General features: G+C 69.0%; 18 protein-coding genes. 11 read left to right on the forward strand and 7 right to left on the reverse strand.

What is annotated here, in order from left to right; translation table 11 throughout:
* The first annotated feature begins 83 nt into the window (after window positions 1-83).
* A complete protein-coding gene (locus tag ACQP06_RS22650) occupies window positions 84-923 on the forward strand; it encodes an IclR family transcriptional regulator (protein ID WP_433666485.1) in 840 nt (279 codons plus the stop codon).
* A 6-nt stretch (window positions 924-929) separates the two neighbouring features.
* Here the strand turns inward: ACQP06_RS22650 and ygiD are convergent, their stop codons facing one another.
* Both ygiD and ACQP06_RS22660 read right to left on the reverse strand, forming a co-directional pair.
* Entirely contained in the window at window positions 930-1,775 is an 846-nt protein-coding gene (gene ygiD, locus ACQP06_RS22655) for a 4,5-DOPA dioxygenase extradiol (protein WP_433673407.1), read from the reverse strand.
* A gap of 23 nt (window positions 1,776-1,798) precedes the next feature.
* Window positions 1,799-2,836 (reverse strand): hypothetical protein, encoded by a 1,038-nt coding sequence (locus ACQP06_RS22660; protein ID WP_433666486.1) that lies wholly within the window; start codon window positions 2,834-2,836, stop codon window positions 1,799-1,801.
* Between the two features lie 192 nt (window positions 2,837-3,028).
* On the opposite strand from ACQP06_RS22660, the gene ACQP06_RS22665 reads away from it, so the two are divergent.
* Together ACQP06_RS22665 and ACQP06_RS22670 are read left to right on the forward strand one after the other, a co-directional pair.
* Window positions 3,029-4,222, forward strand: coding sequence for a cytochrome P450 family protein (locus tag ACQP06_RS22665; protein ID WP_433666487.1), 1,194 nt, complete (start codon window positions 3,029-3,031; stop codon window positions 4,220-4,222).
* Window positions 4,223-4,286: 64 nt separating this feature from the next.
* Window positions 4,287-4,865, forward strand: a complete 579-nt coding sequence (locus tag ACQP06_RS22670; protein WP_433666488.1) for a TetR/AcrR family transcriptional regulator — start codon at window positions 4,287-4,289, stop codon at window positions 4,863-4,865.
* 12 nt (window positions 4,866-4,877) lie between these two features.
* Here ACQP06_RS22670 and ACQP06_RS22675 read toward each other — a convergent pair whose 3' ends face one another.
* Entirely contained in the window at window positions 4,878-5,666 is a 789-nt protein-coding gene (locus tag ACQP06_RS22675; protein ID WP_433666489.1) for an SDR family NAD(P)-dependent oxidoreductase, read from the reverse strand.
* Window positions 5,667-5,826: 160 nt separating this feature from the next.
* On the opposite strand from ACQP06_RS22675, the gene ACQP06_RS22680 reads away from it, so the two are divergent.
* The 5 genes from ACQP06_RS22680 (at window position 5,827) to ACQP06_RS22700 (ending at window position 12,481) form a co-directional block, all read left to right on the forward strand.
* Window positions 5,827-7,029, forward strand: coding sequence for a cytochrome P450 (locus tag ACQP06_RS22680; protein ID WP_433666490.1), 1,203 nt, complete (start codon window positions 5,827-5,829; stop codon window positions 7,027-7,029).
* A gap of 320 nt (window positions 7,030-7,349) precedes the next feature.
* The gene (menD, locus tag ACQP06_RS22685) at window positions 7,350-9,047 is read left to right on the forward strand and encodes a 2-succinyl-5-enolpyruvyl-6-hydroxy-3-cyclohexene-1-carboxylic-acid synthase (protein WP_433666491.1); all 1,698 of its coding nucleotides are present in this window, start codon (window positions 7,350-7,352) and stop codon (window positions 9,045-9,047) included.
* On the forward strand, window positions 9,047-10,219 hold the full coding sequence (locus ACQP06_RS22690; protein WP_433666492.1) for an AMP-binding protein: 1,173 nt from the start codon (window positions 9,047-9,049) through the stop codon (window positions 10,217-10,219). Before menD ends, ACQP06_RS22690 begins: the two co-directional genes overlap by 1 nt.
* Window positions 10,212-11,309: a chorismate-binding protein gene (locus ACQP06_RS22695; protein ID WP_433666493.1), complete on the forward strand. Its 1,098-nt coding sequence runs from the start codon at window positions 10,212-10,214 to the stop codon at window positions 11,307-11,309. Before ACQP06_RS22690 ends, ACQP06_RS22695 begins: the two co-directional genes overlap by 8 nt.
* A complete protein-coding gene (locus ACQP06_RS22700; protein WP_433666494.1) occupies window positions 11,309-12,481 on the forward strand; it encodes a thiolase family protein in 1,173 nt (390 codons plus the stop codon). Before ACQP06_RS22695 ends, ACQP06_RS22700 begins: the two co-directional genes overlap by 1 nt.
* Window positions 12,482-12,512: 31 nt before the next feature.
* Here ACQP06_RS22700 and ACQP06_RS22705 read toward each other — a convergent pair whose 3' ends face one another.
* Window positions 12,513-12,962 carry a MarR family winged helix-turn-helix transcriptional regulator gene (locus ACQP06_RS22705; protein WP_433666495.1) on the reverse strand — a complete coding sequence of 150 codons (450 nt, stop codon included), beginning with the start codon at window positions 12,960-12,962 and terminating at the stop codon, window positions 12,513-12,515.
* Window positions 12,963-13,103: 141 nt separating this feature from the next.
* Between ACQP06_RS22705 and ACQP06_RS22710 the strand changes: the two genes are divergently transcribed.
* Window positions 13,104-13,439, forward strand: coding sequence for a DMT family transporter (locus tag ACQP06_RS22710; protein WP_433666496.1), 336 nt, complete (start codon window positions 13,104-13,106; stop codon window positions 13,437-13,439).
* A gap of 47 nt (window positions 13,440-13,486) precedes the next feature.
* Window positions 13,487-13,801 (forward strand): DMT family transporter, encoded by a 315-nt coding sequence (locus tag ACQP06_RS22715; protein WP_379104754.1) that lies wholly within the window; start codon window positions 13,487-13,489, stop codon window positions 13,799-13,801.
* Between the two features lies 1 nt (window position 13,802).
* Here ACQP06_RS22715 and ACQP06_RS22720 read toward each other — a convergent pair whose 3' ends face one another.
* The 3 genes from ACQP06_RS22720 to ACQP06_RS22730 all read right to left on the reverse strand — a co-directional run bounded on the left by ACQP06_RS22720 (window position 13,803) and on the right by ACQP06_RS22730 (window position 17,726).
* Window positions 13,803-15,488: an enoyl-CoA hydratase-related protein gene (locus tag ACQP06_RS22720; RefSeq protein ID WP_433666497.1), complete on the reverse strand. Its 1,686-nt coding sequence runs from the start codon at window positions 15,486-15,488 to the stop codon at window positions 13,803-13,805.
* Window positions 15,489-15,680: 192 nt separating this feature from the next.
* Window positions 15,681-16,844 carry a lipase family protein gene (locus ACQP06_RS22725; RefSeq protein WP_357095774.1) on the reverse strand — a complete coding sequence of 388 codons (1,164 nt, stop codon included), beginning with the start codon at window positions 16,842-16,844 and terminating at the stop codon, window positions 15,681-15,683.
* 234 nt (window positions 16,845-17,078) lie between these two features.
* Window positions 17,079-17,726 carry a TetR/AcrR family transcriptional regulator gene (locus ACQP06_RS22730; protein WP_433666498.1) on the reverse strand — a complete coding sequence of 216 codons (648 nt, stop codon included), beginning with the start codon at window positions 17,724-17,726 and terminating at the stop codon, window positions 17,079-17,081.
* 240 nt (window positions 17,727-17,966) lie between these two features.
* On the opposite strand from ACQP06_RS22730, the gene ACQP06_RS22735 reads away from it, so the two are divergent.
* Complete coding sequence (locus tag ACQP06_RS22735) at window positions 17,967-19,151, forward strand: LLM class flavin-dependent oxidoreductase (protein WP_433666499.1); 1,185 nt, start codon at window positions 17,967-17,969, stop codon at window positions 19,149-19,151.
* Window position 19,152 lies beyond the last annotated feature (1 nt).

Raw genomic sequence — 19,152 nt, forward strand, 5'->3', positions numbered from 1 at the left:
GGACCAATCGGTCGGCTCGTATTCCGCCCGGCTCGCCCGCGTCGTACGCTGCGGTGGAGCGAAGCTTGGTGAGAGGACAGTGCATGACGGTGACGGACCAGCCGCCCGTCGGCGGCGACACCGCCATTCGGGAATCGCGCTCCGGGGTCATCGAGCGGATGTCGGCCATTCTGGACGCGTTCGACAGTGGGCGGGAGTGCCTGCGGCTCGAGGACATCACCGATCGGACCGGGCTGCCGCGATCCACCACCTTCCGGCTGGCATGCCAGTTGACCGAACTGCAGTGGCTCGTGCACGACGAGCAGGGGTATCGACTGGGCGCGCGGACGCGGCGGCTCGCGCGGATCACCGACTTCGAGGACATTCGGGCCGCGGCCTCGGCGGCCTTGTCGGATCTGCATGTGGCGACCGGGGCCGTCGCGCATCTGGCGGTGCTCGAGGGCAATACCGTCCACTACCTGGACAAGGTGGGCGGACCGCACGCGGCGTCCATTCCGTCGCGGGTCGGGGCGCGGCTGGACGCGACGCAGACGGTGTGCGGGCTGGCGCTGCTGGCCTCGATGACTCCCGAGGACGCGGACCGGGTGTTGCGACTTCCCTTGCGCAGCTCCACCGTTCGGCCGATCGCGCGCCGGCGGGCGGTCCAGGCCGACCTGTATCGGGTGCGGCAGCGCAATGGGCTGGCGGTCTCGCTGGGGACCACGTGCGAGATGGGGATCAGCGCCGTCGCCGTGCCGGTGCTGGGTCCGGACGGACCGGTCGCCGCGATCTCGCTGGCCACCCGGGGCGAGCTGGAACTGCGGCGGATCGCGCCGCTGGTGTTCACCGCCGCCCGACGCACCGCCGCGGAGATGTTCGCCGACGGGTCGATGGGGGCCGAGCCGCTCGAACCGCCGTTGCGGACGCGCGCCCGGCTGGCCTGAGGCCGGTCAGCTGTTGGTGCCGTCGGCCGGGATGCCGTCGGGCAGTTCAGCGGCCCCGCCCGAGCCGGAATCGGCTCCGGGACAAGAGATTCCGAGCGAATAGGCCGTCATGGACAGCGAGCCGTAGCTGTAACCGTCGACCAGCGTCTCGGTGTCCTCGGACGCGGCGGCGGCCAATCCCGCGAGATACAGCAGCGGGATGAAGTGGTCGGGGGTCGGCACCGCGAGGGAGTAGTCGCGCTGGTCGGTCAGCGCCAGGATGTCCGCGGGCCGGTTCAGCATGAGGTTCTGGGCGGCTTCGTCGAAGCGGCGGGCCCAGTCGAAGCCGGTGTCGGGTCGGCTGGGGTCGATGCCGCGCAGATTGTGCACCACATTGCCGCTGCCGACGATGAGAATCCCGCTCTCGCGCAACGCGTGCAGCCGGATGCCGAGCTCGAGATGGTACTCGAGGGGCTTGTCGGCATTGATGCTCAGCTGCACGACCGGGATGTCGGCGTCAGGGAAGGCGTGCCGCAACACCGACCAGGACCCGTGGTCGATGCCCCAGCTGTCGGTGTCCGCGCCGACCCAGTTCGGCTTGACCGCCTCGCTGACCTCCTCGAACAGCGCGGGCAGCCCGGGTGCGGGGTACTGGACGGCGAACAGTTCGGGCGGAAAGCCGTAGAAGTCGTGGATTGTCCGCGGGCGCGGCATCACGGTGACCGCGGTCGCGTTGATGTACCAGTGCGCGGACACGATGAGGATGGCGCGCGGGCGGGGCACGCTGCGGCCGAACGCCTCCCACGCCTGCGTGTACCGGTTGCTCTCCAGCGCGTTCATCGGGCTGCCGTGGCCAAGGAACGCGGCGGGCATGAGGGTGGCCGGGTCGGCGGCGGTCATCGCGGATCACCGACCTCCGACGCCGGGGCGGGGCGCGGGGGCTGTGGTCCGCGGGTACGGGTCCGGCCGTGGTTGTCGACGGCGGCGTCGAGCGAGAGGTTGATGTCCATCAGCTGGTCGATGGTGTCGCCGTGCAGCCGGACGAACTCCTCGCGGGCCCTGCCGCGCCGGAAGGAGATGAACGACCGGTCGGATTCGAGCTGCCAGGTGTACCAGAACAGGTACGGCACGGTGAGCACGAAATTGACTATGCCCCAGACGATCCAGACATCGTTGTCGAACCAGCCGTCCGAGGGCATCACCTTCGGGAAGAGGTTGTAGATGGCGATCACCAGCATCAGCACCGGCAGCGTGTAGATGCGCGCCATGATGTAGAGCTCGGGCCGCCGCTTCACCAGCGGATAGATCTCCGCGACCGCGAGAATGCAGACGCTGGCCGCGAAATGCTCCTCCTCGGGCGGATATCCGCCGAAGGTGAAACACAGATTCCAGGTGGTGTAGAGGAAGTTCCACGCCATGGTGGTGTAGGCGACGAGCTCGGCATTGCGGCCCGGCAGGATCTCCCAGAACCGCGGCGAGTACGGGATCGTCAGGCACAGGCCGAGTCCCACCGCCGCGTTCCAGTAGTTCCCGATCTCCGCGTCCCGCAGCGTGGCCTCGGCGATATTGAGGAACAGGATCGCGTACGGGAACCACAGGAACCGCGGATTGCGTAGGAGGTCCCAGAACCGCCCCACCCGCTGCTCGGCCACCGCGACGCGCATCAATCCGACGATGGTCAGCGGAATCAGCACCGACAGGATCTTGGCCCACGAGAACCAGTTCACCAGCCCGATATCGCGCCCGGGTCCCCAGATCCACAGCGGGAACGTCAGCAGCGACAGCCCCCACACCCAGGTCGCCGGACGCGGGTGCACCCGCATGTAGTCGACGATCACCCAGAGGATCGCGCAGAACACGAGCATGGACACCGCGGTCACCCAGGTGAATGGGGCCGGGTTGCCCGAAACCGCCTCCGAGGCCGCACTGATCACAGCGATCCCGCCTTCCCACGAACGGACTGGCAACAACTCAGCAATCACCGATTCTCGTCATCGTGCCTCATACGCGTCCGATTCCCGCCGCAACGCGCCACAACCGCCGGCCAGCGCCTACCCTGGGTGACAGGTCCGTCCCCGTCTCGGACCGGTTCTCCGCTACGGACGCATACACCTCCGGGGGTTGTCTTGATCGACGAGCGGCTGATCGTGTTGACCGATGAGTTCTTCCAGGACCCGCACGCCGTCTACGCGCGGCTACGCGAGCTCGGGCCGGTCCATCACGTGCAGTTCCCGCACGGCGTGATCGGTTGGCTCGTAACGGATTACACTGCCGCGCGGCAGGTGCTGACCGCCCCGACAGTCAGCAAGAACCTGCAAGCGGTGGCCGACGACGATCGGCTGGTGGCGGGTGCGACCGTCGCGGATCCGGGCAACAGACAGCACATGCTCAATGCCGATCCGCCGGACCACACCCGGATGCGCAAGCTGGTCGATCGGGCGTTCACCCCGGCCGCCGTCGCCGCGCTCGCGCCGCGCATCACCGCCATCGCCGACCAACTGCTCGACGCCATCACGCCCGGCACGACGGTGGATCTGCTGCGGGAGTTCGCCTTCCCGCTGCCGATCACCGTCATCTGCGAACTGCTCGGCGTGCCCGCCGCCGACCGCTCCGACTTCCAGCGCTGGTCGAGCGAAATGGTCAGTGCGCGGAGTCACGAGTCGAAGGCCGATGCCAATGCGCAATTGGCGAAGTACTTCGACGATCTGATCGCCGGCCACCGGGCCGACGGCGGGACCGATGTGCTCTCGGCGCTGATCCGCGCGGCCGAGGAAGGCGATCGGCTCACTTCCGACGAGCTCCGGTCCAATGCCCTGCTGCTGCTCGTCGCCGGACACGAGACGACGGTGAATCTCATCGGCAGCAGCGTCCTCGAACTGCCCGACGATCCCGAAGCCCGGACCCGGATCGCCACGGATCCGGTGGCCGCCAAGACTTTCCGGGAAGAGGTCCTGCGCTTCCACAGCCCGGTCAATATCGCGACCTTCCGCTACACGACGGCGCCGCTCACCCTCGGCGAGGTCCGCATCGAGGCCGGCGAGTTGCTCATGGTGGCCCTCGGCGCGGGCAATCGCGACCACACCCGCTTCGACGATCCCCACACCTTCCACGCCGACCGAATCGACAACCACCACATCGCTTTCGGCTACGGAGCCCACTTCTGCCTGGGCGCGCCGCTGGCCCGGCTCGAGGCCGATATCGCCCTGGCTCGTCTGCTCGCCCGGTTCCCCGCGCTCACCGTCGAGGATCGCGAGCGGTTGCGCTGGCGGCCGAGCCTGGTCATCCACGGTCTCAGCGAACTACCGGTCACCTGCCGCTGACCGATCGGGTGGATGGGAGACTGTCGGGACCATTCACCCGATCCGGCGAGGAGGTCCCGGCGCTGTGCCGAAGATCCGGGCGGCGACCGTCGCCGAACACCACGCGGCCCAGCGGCGCGCGCTGCTCGACGCGGCGAGGGATGTGCTGACGGCCGGGCAGGTGCCCACGCTGACCGAGGTCGCGACCCGGACCGGGCTCGCGCGGCCCAGCGTCTACCAGTACTTCAAGTCGCGCGACGATCTGCTGATCGCGGTGATGGAGGACGCGTTCCCGCGGTGGAGTGCGCGCATCGCCGAGCAGATGGGCCGGGCCGCGACTCCGGCGGAGCGGGTGCTCGAATACATCACCGCCAATATCGATCTCGTGGTGGAGGGCGAGCACGCGGTGGCGCGGGCGCTCGCGTCCGCCCTGCCGGACAACGACATGGCCGGGCGCGCGCGGCAGTTGCACGACGGGCTCACCACGCCGCTCACGGCCGCGCTGGCGGAGCTGGGGGCGGCCGATCCGGAGCTCACCGCCGAGCTGGTGAACGCGATCGTGCACGCCGCGACCCGGATGGTCGAGGCGGGCACCGAGCCGACGGTGGTCGAAGCGCGGGCGCGGGAGCTGGTGGCCCCGTATCTCGCGGCGCTGCCGGGCTAGCGGGCGCGCGGTCTACGGCAGGATCGAGTCGACGTAGCCGCCGTCGACCCGCAGCGCGCCACCCGTGGTGGCCGAGGCGAACGAGGAGCTGAGGTAGACCACCATGTTCGCGATCTCCTCGGGCTCGATGAGTCGCTGGATCAGCGATTGCGGCCGGTGGGCGCGCATGAACTCACGCTGCGCCTGATCCCACGGCAGCTCGGGGTCCACCAGCTGGTAGACGAAGTCCTCCACCCCGGCGGTGTGGGTCGGCCCGGCGATGACCGAGTTGACCGTGACCCCGCTTCCGGCAGCGTCTTTCGCGAATCCGCGCGACAGCGCCAGCAGCGCCGTCTTGGACACCCCGTAGTGGATCATCTCCTCGGGGATCACGATGGCCGAGTCGCTGGCGATCTGCAGTGCGCGGCCCCAGCCCCGGTCGATCATGCCCGGCAGGTAGGTGCGGATCAGCCGGGCCGCGGCCAGCACATTGACCTCGAAGTAGGCGCGCCACTGGGCGTCGGTGATCTCGCGGGCGGGCACGGCTCCGAAGATCCCGAGATTGTTCACCAGGATGTCGACGGCGGGCAGTTCGTTCAGCAGCCGATCCACGCCCTCGGCGGTGGCGACGTCGGCGGTGACGCCGTGCGCGTCGGCCCCGGTGATCCGCAGTTCGGCGACGGCGGACTCGACCCGGTCGGCGGTGCGGCCGTTCACGGCGACCCGCGCACCACTCCGGGCCAGTCCGGCGGCGATGGCCAGCCCGATGCCCTGGGTGGAGCCGGTGACGAGTGCGGTCTTGCCGGTCAGATCGATGTTCACGAGCGACACTCCTTCGCAGGGGACGACCGCGCGGCCGTGGTTCGCGCCGTGGCCGAGTCTATGGTCGCGGCCGGAGCCGATCAGGCAGCGAGACGTCGTTCGGCGAGGCGCGAAGGTGTGCGGACAACTAAGGTCACGTCCCAAAAACAGGGAGTACCGCGTGACCGCACACACCGAAGCCCGCACCTACCCGTTCGGGGAGCCGGTCCGGCTCGATCCGCCGCCGCTCGCGGCGAAACTGCAACGCGAGGAACCGATTTCGCGCATCCTGCTGCCGTACGGCGGCGAGGCCTGGCTCGTCACCCGCTATGCGGACGTGCGCTCGGTGCTCAGCGATCCCCGCTTCAGCCGTGCCGCCACCGTGGGGCGGTTGGATGTGCCGCGGGTGCGGGAAACCCCTGCGCTGCCGAACATTCCGACGAGCATGGACCCGCCGGAGCTGACCCGGCTCCGCAAACTCACCATGACCGCCTTCACCTCGCGCCGGGTCCAGCAGCTGCGCCCGCGCGCCGAACGCATCGTCGAGGACCTGCTCACCGCCATGGAGGCCGCGGGCTCCCCCGCCGATCTGGTGGCGGCGCTCGCGTTGCCGCTGCCGGTCACCGTCATCTGCGAAATGCTCGGTGTCCCAGCCGAAGACCAGCATCGCTTCCGTGATTTCTCCGACGCGATCATGTCCACCACCGCCGTCAGCGATATGGAGCGCGCGATGGCCTACGCGGCCGTCGCGGGGTATCTGACCGAGCAGATCGCGGTGCGCCGCGAGCGACCGGCGGACGACCTGCTGGGCGCGCTGGTGGCGGCCCGCGACAACGAGGACCGGCTCAGCGAGGAGGAGCTCATCACCCTCGGCATCACCCTGCTGGTCGCCGGGCACGAGACCACGGCGAACCAGATCGCCAACTTCACCTACGTGCTGCTCACCGAACCCGGCGAATGGGAACGCCTGCACGCCGATCCCGGACTGGTCCCGACCGCCATCGAGGAGCTGCTGCGCTACATCCAGGTCGGCAACGGCGGCGCGTTCCCCCGTATCGCCACCGAGGACGTCGAACTCTCGGGCACGCTGATCCGGGCCGGGGAGTCGGTCTTCGTCGACCTGCAGGCCGCCAATCGCGACGAGACGGTGTTCCCCGAGCCCGACACCCTGGACCTTTCCCGGCATCACAACTCGCACTTGACTTTCGGTCACGGATTCCATCACTGCGTCGGCGCGCAGCTCGCCCGACTCGAATTGGACGTCACGCTGACCGCGATGCTGCGCCGATATCCGACATTGCGCTTGGCGATTTCGGCGGCCGATGTCGAATGGAAGACCGGCATGTTGCTGCGCGGCCCGAAGTCGCTTCCGGTGGCGTGGTAGCCGAGTGAATACGCGCTGCCGGGACAGACAAATCTGGCTTACGGCAGCGCGACAACGGCATTGACAGACAAGTCTGTCCACCCGCCCAGATCACACCCCCGGAGAGTGGCCGAATCGCTCTGAGCTGCAAGGCTGTTGAGAGCGAAGGCTCACATTGACAGCATCTGCCACGTCCCGATAGCGTGTTGCCATGGCGTTGCGGGTCAGCTGACCAACAGCGGATAATTGTCGGGGTCGCGCTGTCGGGGTTGTTTTGTGATTATTTTTCAAAAGGTTCCGCATTCGCGCGGGACGACATCATTTCAGTTTGGAAATACCTCATGCCAGCGGTGATCTCGGCCGTTGTCATCGATGAACTCATTCGAAATGGCGTGCACTGGTTCGTGTATTGCCCCGGGTCTCGCAACGGCCCGATCGGATTCGAATTGGCGCGGCGCGCGCGGGCCGGAGAGATCGAACTCCAGGTCCGGCTGGACGAACGCTCGGCAGCCTTTGTGGCACTGGGGATCACGAAGGCGACCGGCCGTCCGGCGGTCGTGGTGACCACCTCCGGCACGGCGGTGTCGAACCTGCTGCCCGCGGTCACCGAGGCCAACTACTCGGATCTGCCGCTGGTGCTGGTGACCGCGAATCGCCCGCCCGACGTGCTGGGCACCGGCGCGTCGCAGACCGTGGACCAGACCGCGCTGCTCGCCTCGCAGACCCGTCACGTGCAGCAGACCTGGTCCGGCGGCGCGGTCGACGCGACCGCCAACGGCGTCCTGCGGTCGCAGGTCTGCCGCACACTGGGCATCGGCACCGGCAAGCTGGTCGGCCGTCCCGGCCCGGTGCAGATCGACGTGCCGCTGTCGTCGGGCGTGCCCCCGCAGCCCGAAACCACTTCTCCCGCAGGACGTCCCGGCGGCGCCCCATGGATCGCCATGCCCGAGATCCCGGGTCCGGCGCACCCGGACGTGGTCGAGCTCGACCTGCGCCGGTCCACCCTGGTCATCGCCGGCGACGGGGCGGATCCGGCCGCCCTGCCGCCGGTGCCGGTGATGGCCGAGCCGACCGTCGCGGTCGGCGACCGGCAGCGTCTGCACCCCTGGGTTCTCGATCAGGTGCGGCCCGAGCAGGTCGTGGTCTACGGCCGTCCGACCCTGCACCGCAATGTGGGCCGCCTGCTCGCCCGGCCCGGCGTGCGCACCGTGCTCGTCGCCGGCGGCGGCGACTGGCTCTACGCCGCGCCGGATATCGAACTGCTGTCCCGGAATCCGCGCTGGACGGGCACCCTGGCGCCGGACTGGATCGACGAACTCGGCCACGCCGACGAGACCGTGCGCGAGGCCTGGTCTCGGACCATGGCCGAGCCCGCCAACCGCCGCACCGGGGTCGGCGTGGCGCACGCGGTGCTCGGCGCCCTGCGCCCCGGCGACCTGCTGTGGCTCGGCGCGTCCAACCCGATCCGCGACGTCTCGCTGACCGGCCCGATCCCGCCCGGCGTGGACGTGCTGTCCAATCGCGGGGTCGCGGGTATCGACGGAAACGTCAGTGCCGCAATCGGAGCCGCGCTCGCCCACCCCGATCGGCGGGTCGTCGCGCTGCTGGGCGACCTGACCTTCGCCTACGACGCGTCCGGGTTGCAGACCGGGCGGCTGGAACGCGTGCCCGCGAACCTGACCATCGTGGTGTCCAACGACGCCGGTGGCGGCATCTTCGCCCTGCTCGAGCAGGGCGACGCCCGCTACAAGCGCGAACCCTACGGCGACACCTTCGAACGGATCTACGGGACGCCGCAGAACATCGACATCGCTCACCTGTGCCGCGCCTACGACGTCGCGCACGCCACGGTCGAGATCGACGATCTGCCCGCGTCACTGGGTCACGCCCAGCGGTCCGGTCGACTGTCGGTACTCGAAATCCCTGTAACCCGAACCGATCTGCGTGATGTGCACGCCCGCACCCGCCAGGCGGTGGAGGCGGCGTTCGACGCGACCGCCGTCTCGGCGCTGAATCTCGAGCTGGAGCTGCACTCCTGATGTCACACCCGTCCGAGGCCATACCGCTGACTCCCCTGCTCGTGCCCGAGGATCCCGACGCCGCGGTCGACACCGTCCACCGTGCCATCGAGCTCGCGTACCGCGGCGGCGAGGCCATCGCCCCGATCACCGATCCCGTTCAGGCACACGGACTTCCGCCGACCGTGCCCGCCTCCACCGCGGTGGTGCTGTCCACCTCCGGGTCCAGCGGCGTCCCCAAGCGAACCCTGTTGTCCCGCACCGCCCTGGCCGCCTCGGCGCAGGCGAGTTCGGAGCGGCTCGGCGGCGCGGGCGACTGGCTGCTGTGCCTGCCCGCGGGATTCGTCGCGGGCTTCCAGGTGATCTCGCGGGCCACGCTCGGCGGCACCCGGGTGACGACGCTGCCCGGCGGCCACTTCGATCCGGCCGCGTTCGCCGCCGCGGCCCGGCGGCTGCCCGCCGGTCGCCGCTACACCTCGCTGGTGCCCACCCAGGTCACCCGGTTGCTCGCCGACGCCGAATCCCGTACCGCCCTGGCGGTTTTCGACAAGATTCTGATCGGCGGCGCCCGTCTCGACGACGAGACCGGCCGGGCCCTGCGCGAGCTGACCGACGCCGTGGTCACCTACGGCATGACCGAGACCTGCGGCGGCTGTGTCTACGACGGCACGCCGTTGCGCGGTGTGCGGGTCGAGATCATCGACGGCATAATCCATCTCGGCGGCAGCGTGGTCGCCGACGGCTATCTCGATGCCACCGGCGAGCAGCCCTTCTACCGTGAGGGCGGCACCCGCTGGTACCGCACCTCGGACCGCGGGCACTGGTCGCAGAAGCTGCTGGTCCCCACCGGCCGCGTCGACGACCTGATCAACACCGGCGGCGTGAAGGTATCCGCGGTCGCAATCGAACAGGCCCTGACCGGCGTGCCGTGGATCGAGTCCGCGGTGGTCATGGGCGTGCCCGACCGCGAGTGGGGCGAACTCGTCGGCGCGTATCTCGTGACCCGCCAATCGATTCCGGACCCCGACCTGGAGCCGCTGCGCGAACGCGTGCGGCAGCGGCTGGGCCGGGCCGCGGTGCCCAAGCGCTTCGTCCTCGGCGCCGAGCTGCCGTTGCTGCCGAACCAGAAGATCGACCGCCGCGCCGTGCGCGACCGACTGACCACCACCGAATCGGAGCACTCCCATGCATGATCCCGTGCGATTCCGCCTGGCCGGCGCGAACGGCCCGGTAGGCCTGGAAGGGCCGCTGATCTGCTATCACAATCTCGCCGAGGCGGAGGCCGCGGTGCGGGCGGGCGCGTACGGCAATGTGGTGGCGGGCGCGATCCCCTTCGACACCGAGCTCGCCGAGTCCTCGCTGTACCTGGGCTGGCGCACCGCCGAGCACCGCCCGAGCCCGCGGCTGCCCGGCCGGCGTCCGGAGTTCCGCGCCGACGTCGAGTTCAACGACGCCGCCATCGCGAACTACCTGCGCCACATCGACGACGCGCTGACCCTGCTGCGCGCCGCCGAACCCGAGCTCGAGAAGATCGTCATCTCGCGCTGCGAACGCTACTTCTACGACGGTGTGGTCGATCCGCTGGCCCTGTTCGCGCGGATCACCGAGCTGTACCCGAACGCGCGCAGCTACTTCGTCGAACACCTCGACCATCCCGGCGTGTACACGATGGGCGCGAGCCCGGAGCTGTTCCTGGCGAAATCCGGGGCCACCATCACCATGACGCCGCTGGCCGGAACCGTGCTGCGCGACACCCGGCTGCCCGAATCCGCGGACCGCGAACGTGCCCGCGCCCTGCTTTTCGACGACAAGTACCTGACCGAGCACCGGCACCTGGTCGACTTCATGGTGAAGGGCCTGTCCGCGTTCTGCCCCGACCTCGACTATCCCGACGATCCCGAACTGGTGACCGCTCCGGGCCTGTGGCACTTGGGAACCCCCATCACGGCCCGCCTGCTCGACCCCGAGATCCCAGTGACCGAGCTGGTCGCCGCGCTGCACCCCTCCCCCGCGGTGTGCGGGGTGCCGCAGACCGGGTCGCGGCGCATGATCGCCGACTACGAACCGGCCCGCGCCTACTACGGTGGCCTGGTCGGCTGGATCGACAGCACCGGCGACTGCGAGTTCCACATGGCGCTGCGCGGGCTCGAACTGGATTCACACCGCAGCGATCTCACGCTGCGCACCGGCGGCGGCGTGGTGTCGCGCAGCCGGATCGACACCGAGTTCGCCGAGACCTCGGCCAAGCTGGCGACCATGCGCCGGGTGCTGGGGATCCCGTGATGCGTGACGCGGTCATCGTCGCGGCGGTACGCACGCCGATCGGACGGGGAAAACAAGGCGGCGCGCTCGACGGCGTGCACCCGGTGGACCTGATGGCGCACAGCCTGCGCGCCGTGGTCGAACAGGCGGGTATCGATCCGGCGCTGATCGACGAGGTCATCGGCGGCGTGGTCAGCCAGGTCGGCGAACAGGCCACCAATGTCACCCGGCGCGCCTCACTGGCGGCCGGGTTCCCGGAATCGGTGCCCGCCAGCACCATCGACCGGCAGTGCAGCGCCAGCCAGCAGGCGCTGCGCTTCGCCGCGCACGCGGTCATCGCCGGGGACTGCGATCTGGTGGTGGCCACCGGCGTGGAGTCGGTGAGCCGGATCCCGATGGGCACCAGCCTGCTCGACGTGGACAACCTCACCGGATCGGCGTTCCTGGAACGCTATCCGCAGGGCGTGCCGTGGCAGGGCATCAGCGCCGAACTCATCACCGCGCGATGGGGATTCGGGCGCGGCCAGCTCGACGACTACGCGCTCGAGAGCCACCGCCGCGCCGCCGAGGCCACCAAGCGCGGCGGGTTCGACGCCGAACTGACCCCGCCGATCAATGGCCTGGCCCGCGACGAGACCATCCGGTTCGACGCCTCCGCAGCCGGACTCGGCGCGCTGTCGCCGTCGTTCTACAACGACGCCATCGCCCAACGCTTCCCGGAGATCGCCTGGCACATCACCGCGGGCAATGCCAGCCAGCTCGGCGACGGCAGCGCGGCGGTGCTGGTCACCACCAGCGAGCACGCCAAACGGCTCGGGCTCACCCCGCTGGCCCGGATTCGCAGCCACATCGCGGTCGGCGACGACCCGTTCCTCATGCTGACCGCCGTGGTGCCCGCCACCGAGAAGGTGCTCAAACAAACGGGATTGACGCTGGACGACATCGATCTCATCGAGATCAACGAGGCGTACGCCAGCGTCGTGCTGGCGTGGGCGCGCGAAACCGGGGCCGACCTCGACCGGGTCAACGTCCACGGCGGCGCGATCTCGCTCGGGCATCCGCTCGGGGCCAGCGGGGTGCGGCTCACCGCCACCCTGGTCCACGCGCTGCACGAACGCGGCGGCCGCTATGGGCTGCAGACCATGTGCGAATCCGGCGGTCAGGCCAATGCCATGATCCTGGAAGCACTCTGACGCAGCCCGCCCGTTACGCGCCGCGCCCGGCTCAGTGCGCGGCGCGGGCGGCGGCCAGGATCGCGGCGATCGCCGGGTCGCCCGCCGCGACCTCGGCGAACGCCGCGGCGAGGGTGTCCTCGTAGGTGGTGCGGGCCTCGCGGTAGCGGTCGCGCCCGGCGTCGGCGAGCACGGTGTACACCCCGCGCTTGTCGTCGGGACACAGGTCGCGGTAGGTGAAGTCGGCCGCGTTCAGGCGGCTGACCAGCCGGGTCACCGAGCTCTGGTTCAGGCCCAGCTTGTCGGCGAGTTCCTGCATGCGCAGTTCGCTGTCGGGGGCCTGATCGAGGAAGCTCAGCGCCCGGTACTCCGACAGTCCGAGCCCGTGGCGACGTTGCAGGGCCGTCGCGAGGCGGCTCTCCACCTGCGCGTGCAGGATCAGCATGCGGTTCCAGAGTTGGGCGTCCGCACCGGTTTTCACGCTCTTGGCCTGCGACGGCATCGACTCACTCCCTCGATCTGGCGGTGGCCGGACGAGACGTCGGCCACCGGGGCTTGACACAAGTTTACATGTACATGCATGCTCTTCTTCGCGAGCATTTACTTGCACGTACATACAATCACATGAAGGGGTGCAGCTCCCATGGCCTGGGTCTATCTGCTGATCGCGTCCGTATTCGAGATCGTCTTCGCGCTGGCGACCAACGCCACCCACGGGTTCACCGTCCTGGGCCCGTCCCTGCTCACCGCCGCGGCCGCCGCGGGCGGAATCTTCTTCCTCAGCCTGGCCCTGAAATCCCTCGACGTCGGCGTCGGCTACACGGTGTGGACCGGCATCGGGTCGGTCGGCACCGTGCTGTTCGGGGCGGTGGTGTTCGGCGAGCAGTTCACCCTCGCCAAGGTCCTGGCCTTCGTGCTCATCATCGGCGGCGTCCTGGGGTTGAAGATCGCCGACAAGCTCACCGGCGCTCCCGCCTGATTCCGACGACTCACGTTCCCGCTCCACCCTTTTCGAGGAGAACCGTCATGTCCTGGGTATACCTGCTCATCGCCGCCGTCTTCGAGGTCGCCTTCGCCCTCGGCACCAATGCCACCAAGGGGTTCACCCGCCTGTGGCCGTCGGTGTTCACCCTGGCCGCCGCGGCGGCGGGAATCTACACGCTCAGTCTCGCCCTGCGCACCCTCGATGTCGGGGTGGGGTACACGATCTGGACGGGCCTCGGCTCGATCGGCACCGTCGTCCTGGGCGCGCTCATCTACAAGGAGAAGATCAACGCGCCCAAGGTGATCGCCTTCGGGTCCATCATCGCCGGGGCGCTGGTGCTGCGACTGGCCGCCTGACCTACCCGAGCAGGTAGGCCGGGGTGCTCGGCGGGCCGGACTTGGTCACGAACTCGTGGCGCAGGCGGTGGAACGGCGAGGCGGGATCGAACACCTCCTCGGTGAGGTGTCGGAGCTCCTCGGAGCGGTACGCCGCCAACGGTTTCACCGCCTCGTCGGCCGCGCGGCGGCGCTGCTTCTCGTGGATGCGGGCGGGCAGGTCGAGGTCGGCGGCCAGGGCGGCGGCCGCGTGCCGGACCCAGGTGCGGAACTCCGCGGGATCGCCGGGCACCGCGTGATCCACCAGGCCCAGCGCGGCGGCGGCGCGGGCGCCGATCGGGAGCGCCTCTCCCGTCAGGCGATCGGCGCACACCGCGCCCACCCGGCGGGGCAGGGTGTAGGTCCAGTACTTCGAACCGCGCAGGCCCGACACCCGGTAATGCGGGTTCAGCACCACCGATTCACGGCACCAGACCTCATCGGCGGCCAGGGCCAGCATCACGCCGCCGGCGGCGGCATTACCGGGCAGCGCGGAGATCACGAGCTTGTCGGTGGTGGTCAGGACGGCCTCGACGAGGTCGTTGAAAGCGTTGATATTGCGCCAGGATTCGGCGGCTGGATCGGGGGCCGCCTCGATCACATTGAGCTGGATGCCATTACAGAAGAAGTCTCGGGCCGGGCCGAGGACCAGCACCTTCACCGCGCGGGTGCACGCCTGACGGTAGGCCGCCAGCAGGCGTTCACACTGGCGGGTGCTCAGAGCGCCACCGGCATAGGTGAATCCGAGGTAGCCGACCTCGTCGTATTCGTAGTAGCGCAGTTCCGACCAGGTGACGCGCACGGCCGCTTCGCAGGGACTCACCGGCACGTCGGGAATATCGGCAAGTAACTCGGGGCCGAGTACGTCGGTGGCGGGCAGTTTGAACGTCGGCGGGCCGTCGGGATGCGGGTGGGCCCGCAGCTGCGGGATCCACACCGCGCCGTCGACGGTGGCGCGGCAGATCGCGCCGTCGCGGGTGGCGATCACCGTGCCCGGAACGCCACGCAGCCGGTCCTCCAGATGACCGCCGTAGAGGAAGTACTCGCCGCCGTACAGCTCGTCGAGCACGCCCGGATTCGAGTCGGCGGCACGGAGTTTGCGCAGCACCGTGGTGGTGCTGTCGTGGGCCCAGTCGATGCGGCGGAAGTACTGGGCGTAGCGCGGGTGCGGCGGCGCGGTCACCTCGGTGCGCGGGTCGATCGGTGCGGCGCCGTGCTGTTCGAACCGGTCCAGCGCGCGCAGCAGGGCGGCCACCGCGGCGTCGGCGACCTCGGTGCGGTACAGCTCGCTCTTGGAGCACATGCGCATCGGGAACGATTCCGATGCCCAGACCGGACCCAGGCCGGGCGCGTCACCGGCGCGCTGCACGGTGACGCTCCATGACGCGGCATTGGTGCCGATCGCCCAATCCAGTGACGACGGACCGTGATCGCCCTCCGGTCCCGGCTGCACGACCAGCACCACGTGCCGGGCGCGCAGGTCCGCCGGGACCGGTTCGGCGAGCATGAGACCGACCACGAGGTCGGGCCCGAAGGCCGCCGCCCCGGCCCTGATCGCGTCGTCACCGAGCGCCAATTCCACCCCGATGAGATGACCCCGCTCGGCCAGCTCGATCCGGATGCGCTGCGTCAGGCTGTCGAAAGCGTCGGCCACGAGCAGGATTCGCATCGGACTTCTCCCCTTGAAACACGGCTCAGCGTTGAGCCAGCTAACTATTTCCATCTAGAAATAACTGATGGAACAGCGCTTGACAAGTTTCGGGATCAAGCTGTTACCAACGGAAATTCAGAAGGGAAGCAATCCATCTCTTCCGTTGGATCAACGCAATCAGGGTGGCGCAGCACACAATTGGTTAATACATCAACAGCTGGTCGGAACCGGATCCCCGCGGAAACGCGACTCCACGTAGTTCCAGGCATCCGGGAAACCCGCCACCGCCGTGGTCATGTGCTCGGCGATCTCGAAGGGCCGGAACATCACCGGCGCGCCCGCCTTGCAGTAGCGGTCGGCCACCTCGGCCACCGGATCGAACGACGTCAGCTCGTCGAACCGGCCCTGCCAGAAGTAGGTCGGGGCGCCAGGGACGGCGGTGTCGTAGCGCAGGCTGTTCTCACGCAGTACCTCGTGCGCCACCGGGCTGTCCATCAGGCTCTTGGAGGCGGCCATCTGCTCGGCATTGCGGAAGATGCCGTGGAACAGCAGGAAGCGACGGCAGGCATCGTGGGTGAACTCGCGGAACCACAGGCCGTTCTCATTGAGTTGATCCGAGATCGGCAGGCGGTCCGGGTATTCGCGCTCCAGGCCCATGGCCGCGGCGAAGGCCAGGCCGAAGCCCGGGTGCGGGGCGAAGCCCAGCGACAGCGCCATCTGCTCCAGGTCGGCCGGAATGCCGCCCGCCACCACGGCGTCCAGCTTCAGGTCGGGAGCGTACTCGGGCTGCATGGCCCCGGCCCACGCGGTCGCCATGCCGCCGCCGGAATACCCCGCCAGCGCCACCGGCGAATTGCCCAGACCCAGCTCGGCGACCTTGCGGACCGCCTTCACGCTGTCCAGGGTGACCATGCCGCTCAGCTTCGCCGCGCCGTAGGCCACGTTCGGGCCCAGGTAGTCCGGCATGGAGATGGCCCAGCCGCGCCCGATCGGCAGCATGGCGCCGGCGCCGTCCTGCAGTTCGCCGTTGAACAGCGAGCGCGACGGGTTGCACTGCGAGCCCAGGGAATTGATCAGGGCCTGGTAGGAGACCAGCGGCGGGTTCTTGACGCCCTTGGGCATCAGCACCGTGGTCATGCCCAGGATCGGCCGACCCTGGGAATTGGTGGAACGGAAGGCGACCTGCCAGCCGTCGGTGCCCACGTACAGGCCCGGGTCGATGCGCCGGGTGCGGACCACGTCACCGGGCGCGAAACCGCCCAGATCGGCGGGCGGGCTGTAGAAAGGATCGGGATCCTGTGTGGGATAAAGGGGTTGAGCCGATACGGGGGCGCACACCGACCCCGCGGTCAGGATGCTCAAAGCCAGGACCACCGCCCTGGCGGATCTTGCGAACAACGACGTTCCCTCACACTTCAGCCGTTCGAGTCTCGCGCCCCGACTGCACGGCGAACGAACGGTCGACCAACAAGCAACGGATTGGCATGCGGCACAGCCGCGCCCATGAACCGGAAGAGGACAGACAGCAAGCCTCTCGCGAATCGTCCAGTGACGCTACAGCTAACCTGGTCTAACGTCCAGACATACGGACAAACCAGGCGCGAACTGTCAGCGGCCAGTCCCGCTCAGCAGACGATCGAGTCCACCGATGAGGAAAACTACCTGATCCTCGTACAAGTCCGATAATTCCTGCGCGGGTGGAGGAGTCGTGGCCGGGTGCCAGTCGTCGGCACGACTGAGCGCCTGCAGGAAGCCCATGAGCGCAATGGCCCAGCGGGCTTCCAGGCGATCGGGATCCGAGCCCGGGAAGGCGCGGCGCAGCTGGACGTGCAACTGATCGGGCAGATCCTGCTCGGCGGTCGTCAGCGCCGGATGCGAGACCAGCGAGAGCTGGGTGACGATCTTGATCCACCGCATGCCGCGAGTCCGGTGCGCCAGCAGCAGGTCTCGATAGGGCTCGGTGACCGCGCGCACCAGCGTCTCCGCGGTCGGCGGCTCCGGGCGCGCCGCCAGCGCGTCGGCATTGGCGCGGATGCGGTCACGCACCGTGGCGCCCAGATCCAGCAGCACCGCGGCGATCAGATCGTCCTTGGTGCCGAAGTGGTAGTTGACCGACGACGGACCCAGACCCGCCGCGGCATTGACCGCGCGCACCGACACCGCGTCCACACCCTGGGCGGCGAACAGGCGCTCGGCGGTCTTCACCAGCCGGGTGCGGGTCGCATTGCCCTGGCGGTTCTGCATCGGGACGGTCACGCCACGAGCTTCGCACATCGGCGCGGCGGGCCCGTCAGCACGGGGTGCACAACTGGATCGACAGACCGATTTCCGGACGCCGAAACCGCCCATTATCGGGGCGCGATCAGTGCTTCCACCTGAGTTTTCGAATCATGCCCACTCACCGGGACGACCGCATTTCTGGATCACTTGATCCAGGTTTACTCGGGGAACCGCTCCGGGCGACGAAGCCCGGCGCACTGGGTAAGGAGATCCCGCATGTGGACCGCTGAATCGATGAAGTTCGGGGCGTTCCTGGCCCCGTACCACCCCCTCGACGCCGACCCGGCCCTCCAGCTGCGGCGCGACATCGATCTCATGGAACACCTCGACCACCTCGGCTTCGACGAGGCCTGGATGGGCGAGCACCACTCCACCGGCGCCGAGATCGTGCCCGCGCCCGACGTTTTCATCGCCGCCGCCGCCGAACGCACCGAACGCCTGCGCTTCGGCACCGGCGTCATGTCGCTGCCCTACCACCACCCGCTGGTCACCGTCGACCGCATCACCCAGCTCGACCTGCAGACCCGCGGCCGGCTCATCTTCGGCACCGGACCCGGCAAGATCCCGCTCGACGCGCACATGATGGGCATCAACCCCTCCGACCAGCGCCGCCGCCAGGGCGAGGCCCTGGACGCGATTCTGGCGCTGCTGCGCGGCGAGGTCGTCAATATGACCACCGACTGGTTCACCCTGCGCGACGCGCGCGCCCAGCTGCCCACCTACGACCCGGCCGGGATCGAGGTCGCCACCGCCTCCACCATCTCCCCCAACGGGTCGGTACTGGCCGGCACGCACGGGCTGTCGCTGCTGTCACTGGCCGCCAGCTCCCCCATGGGATTCGAAGTGCTGGACCGCAATTGGGGCGTCTACGAGAAGGCGTGCGCCGAACACGGGCACGTCGCCGACCGGTCGCGGTGGCGGCTGGTCAACCCGATCTTCCTCGCCGAGACCCGCGAGGAGGCCGAGCGCGCGGTGAGCCGGCGCATCGGATCCATGGCCGCCTACGTGAACCGGCAGACCGGCGAGAACCCGGCCTGGGCCGACACGCCCAAGGGCATCATCGACCAGTGGCGCAATGACAACCTCGGCGAATTCGGGCAGGCCATCATCGGCACGCCCGACGAGGCCATCGAGCGCATCGAGAAGCTGATCGAGAAGACCGGCGGCTTCGGCACCATGCTCGTGCTGCACGTGGACATGGCCAGCTGGGAGGACACCAAGCGCAGCTACGAGCTGTTCGCCTCGGAGGTGATCCCGCACTTCAAGAATCGCAACCGCCGCCGCGAGGACAGCCTGCAGTACGCCGCCGACAACCGGGACCTGCTGATCGGGCAGCTGGTCACCGCGATCACCAAGGCCCACACCGACTACTACGGCGAAGCCGCCGCGACGGGAGCCTGAC

The organism is Nocardia sp. CA-136227 (genome assembly GCF_050955695.1).
Taxonomy (GTDB): Bacteria; Actinomycetota; Actinomycetes; order Mycobacteriales; family Mycobacteriaceae; genus Nocardia.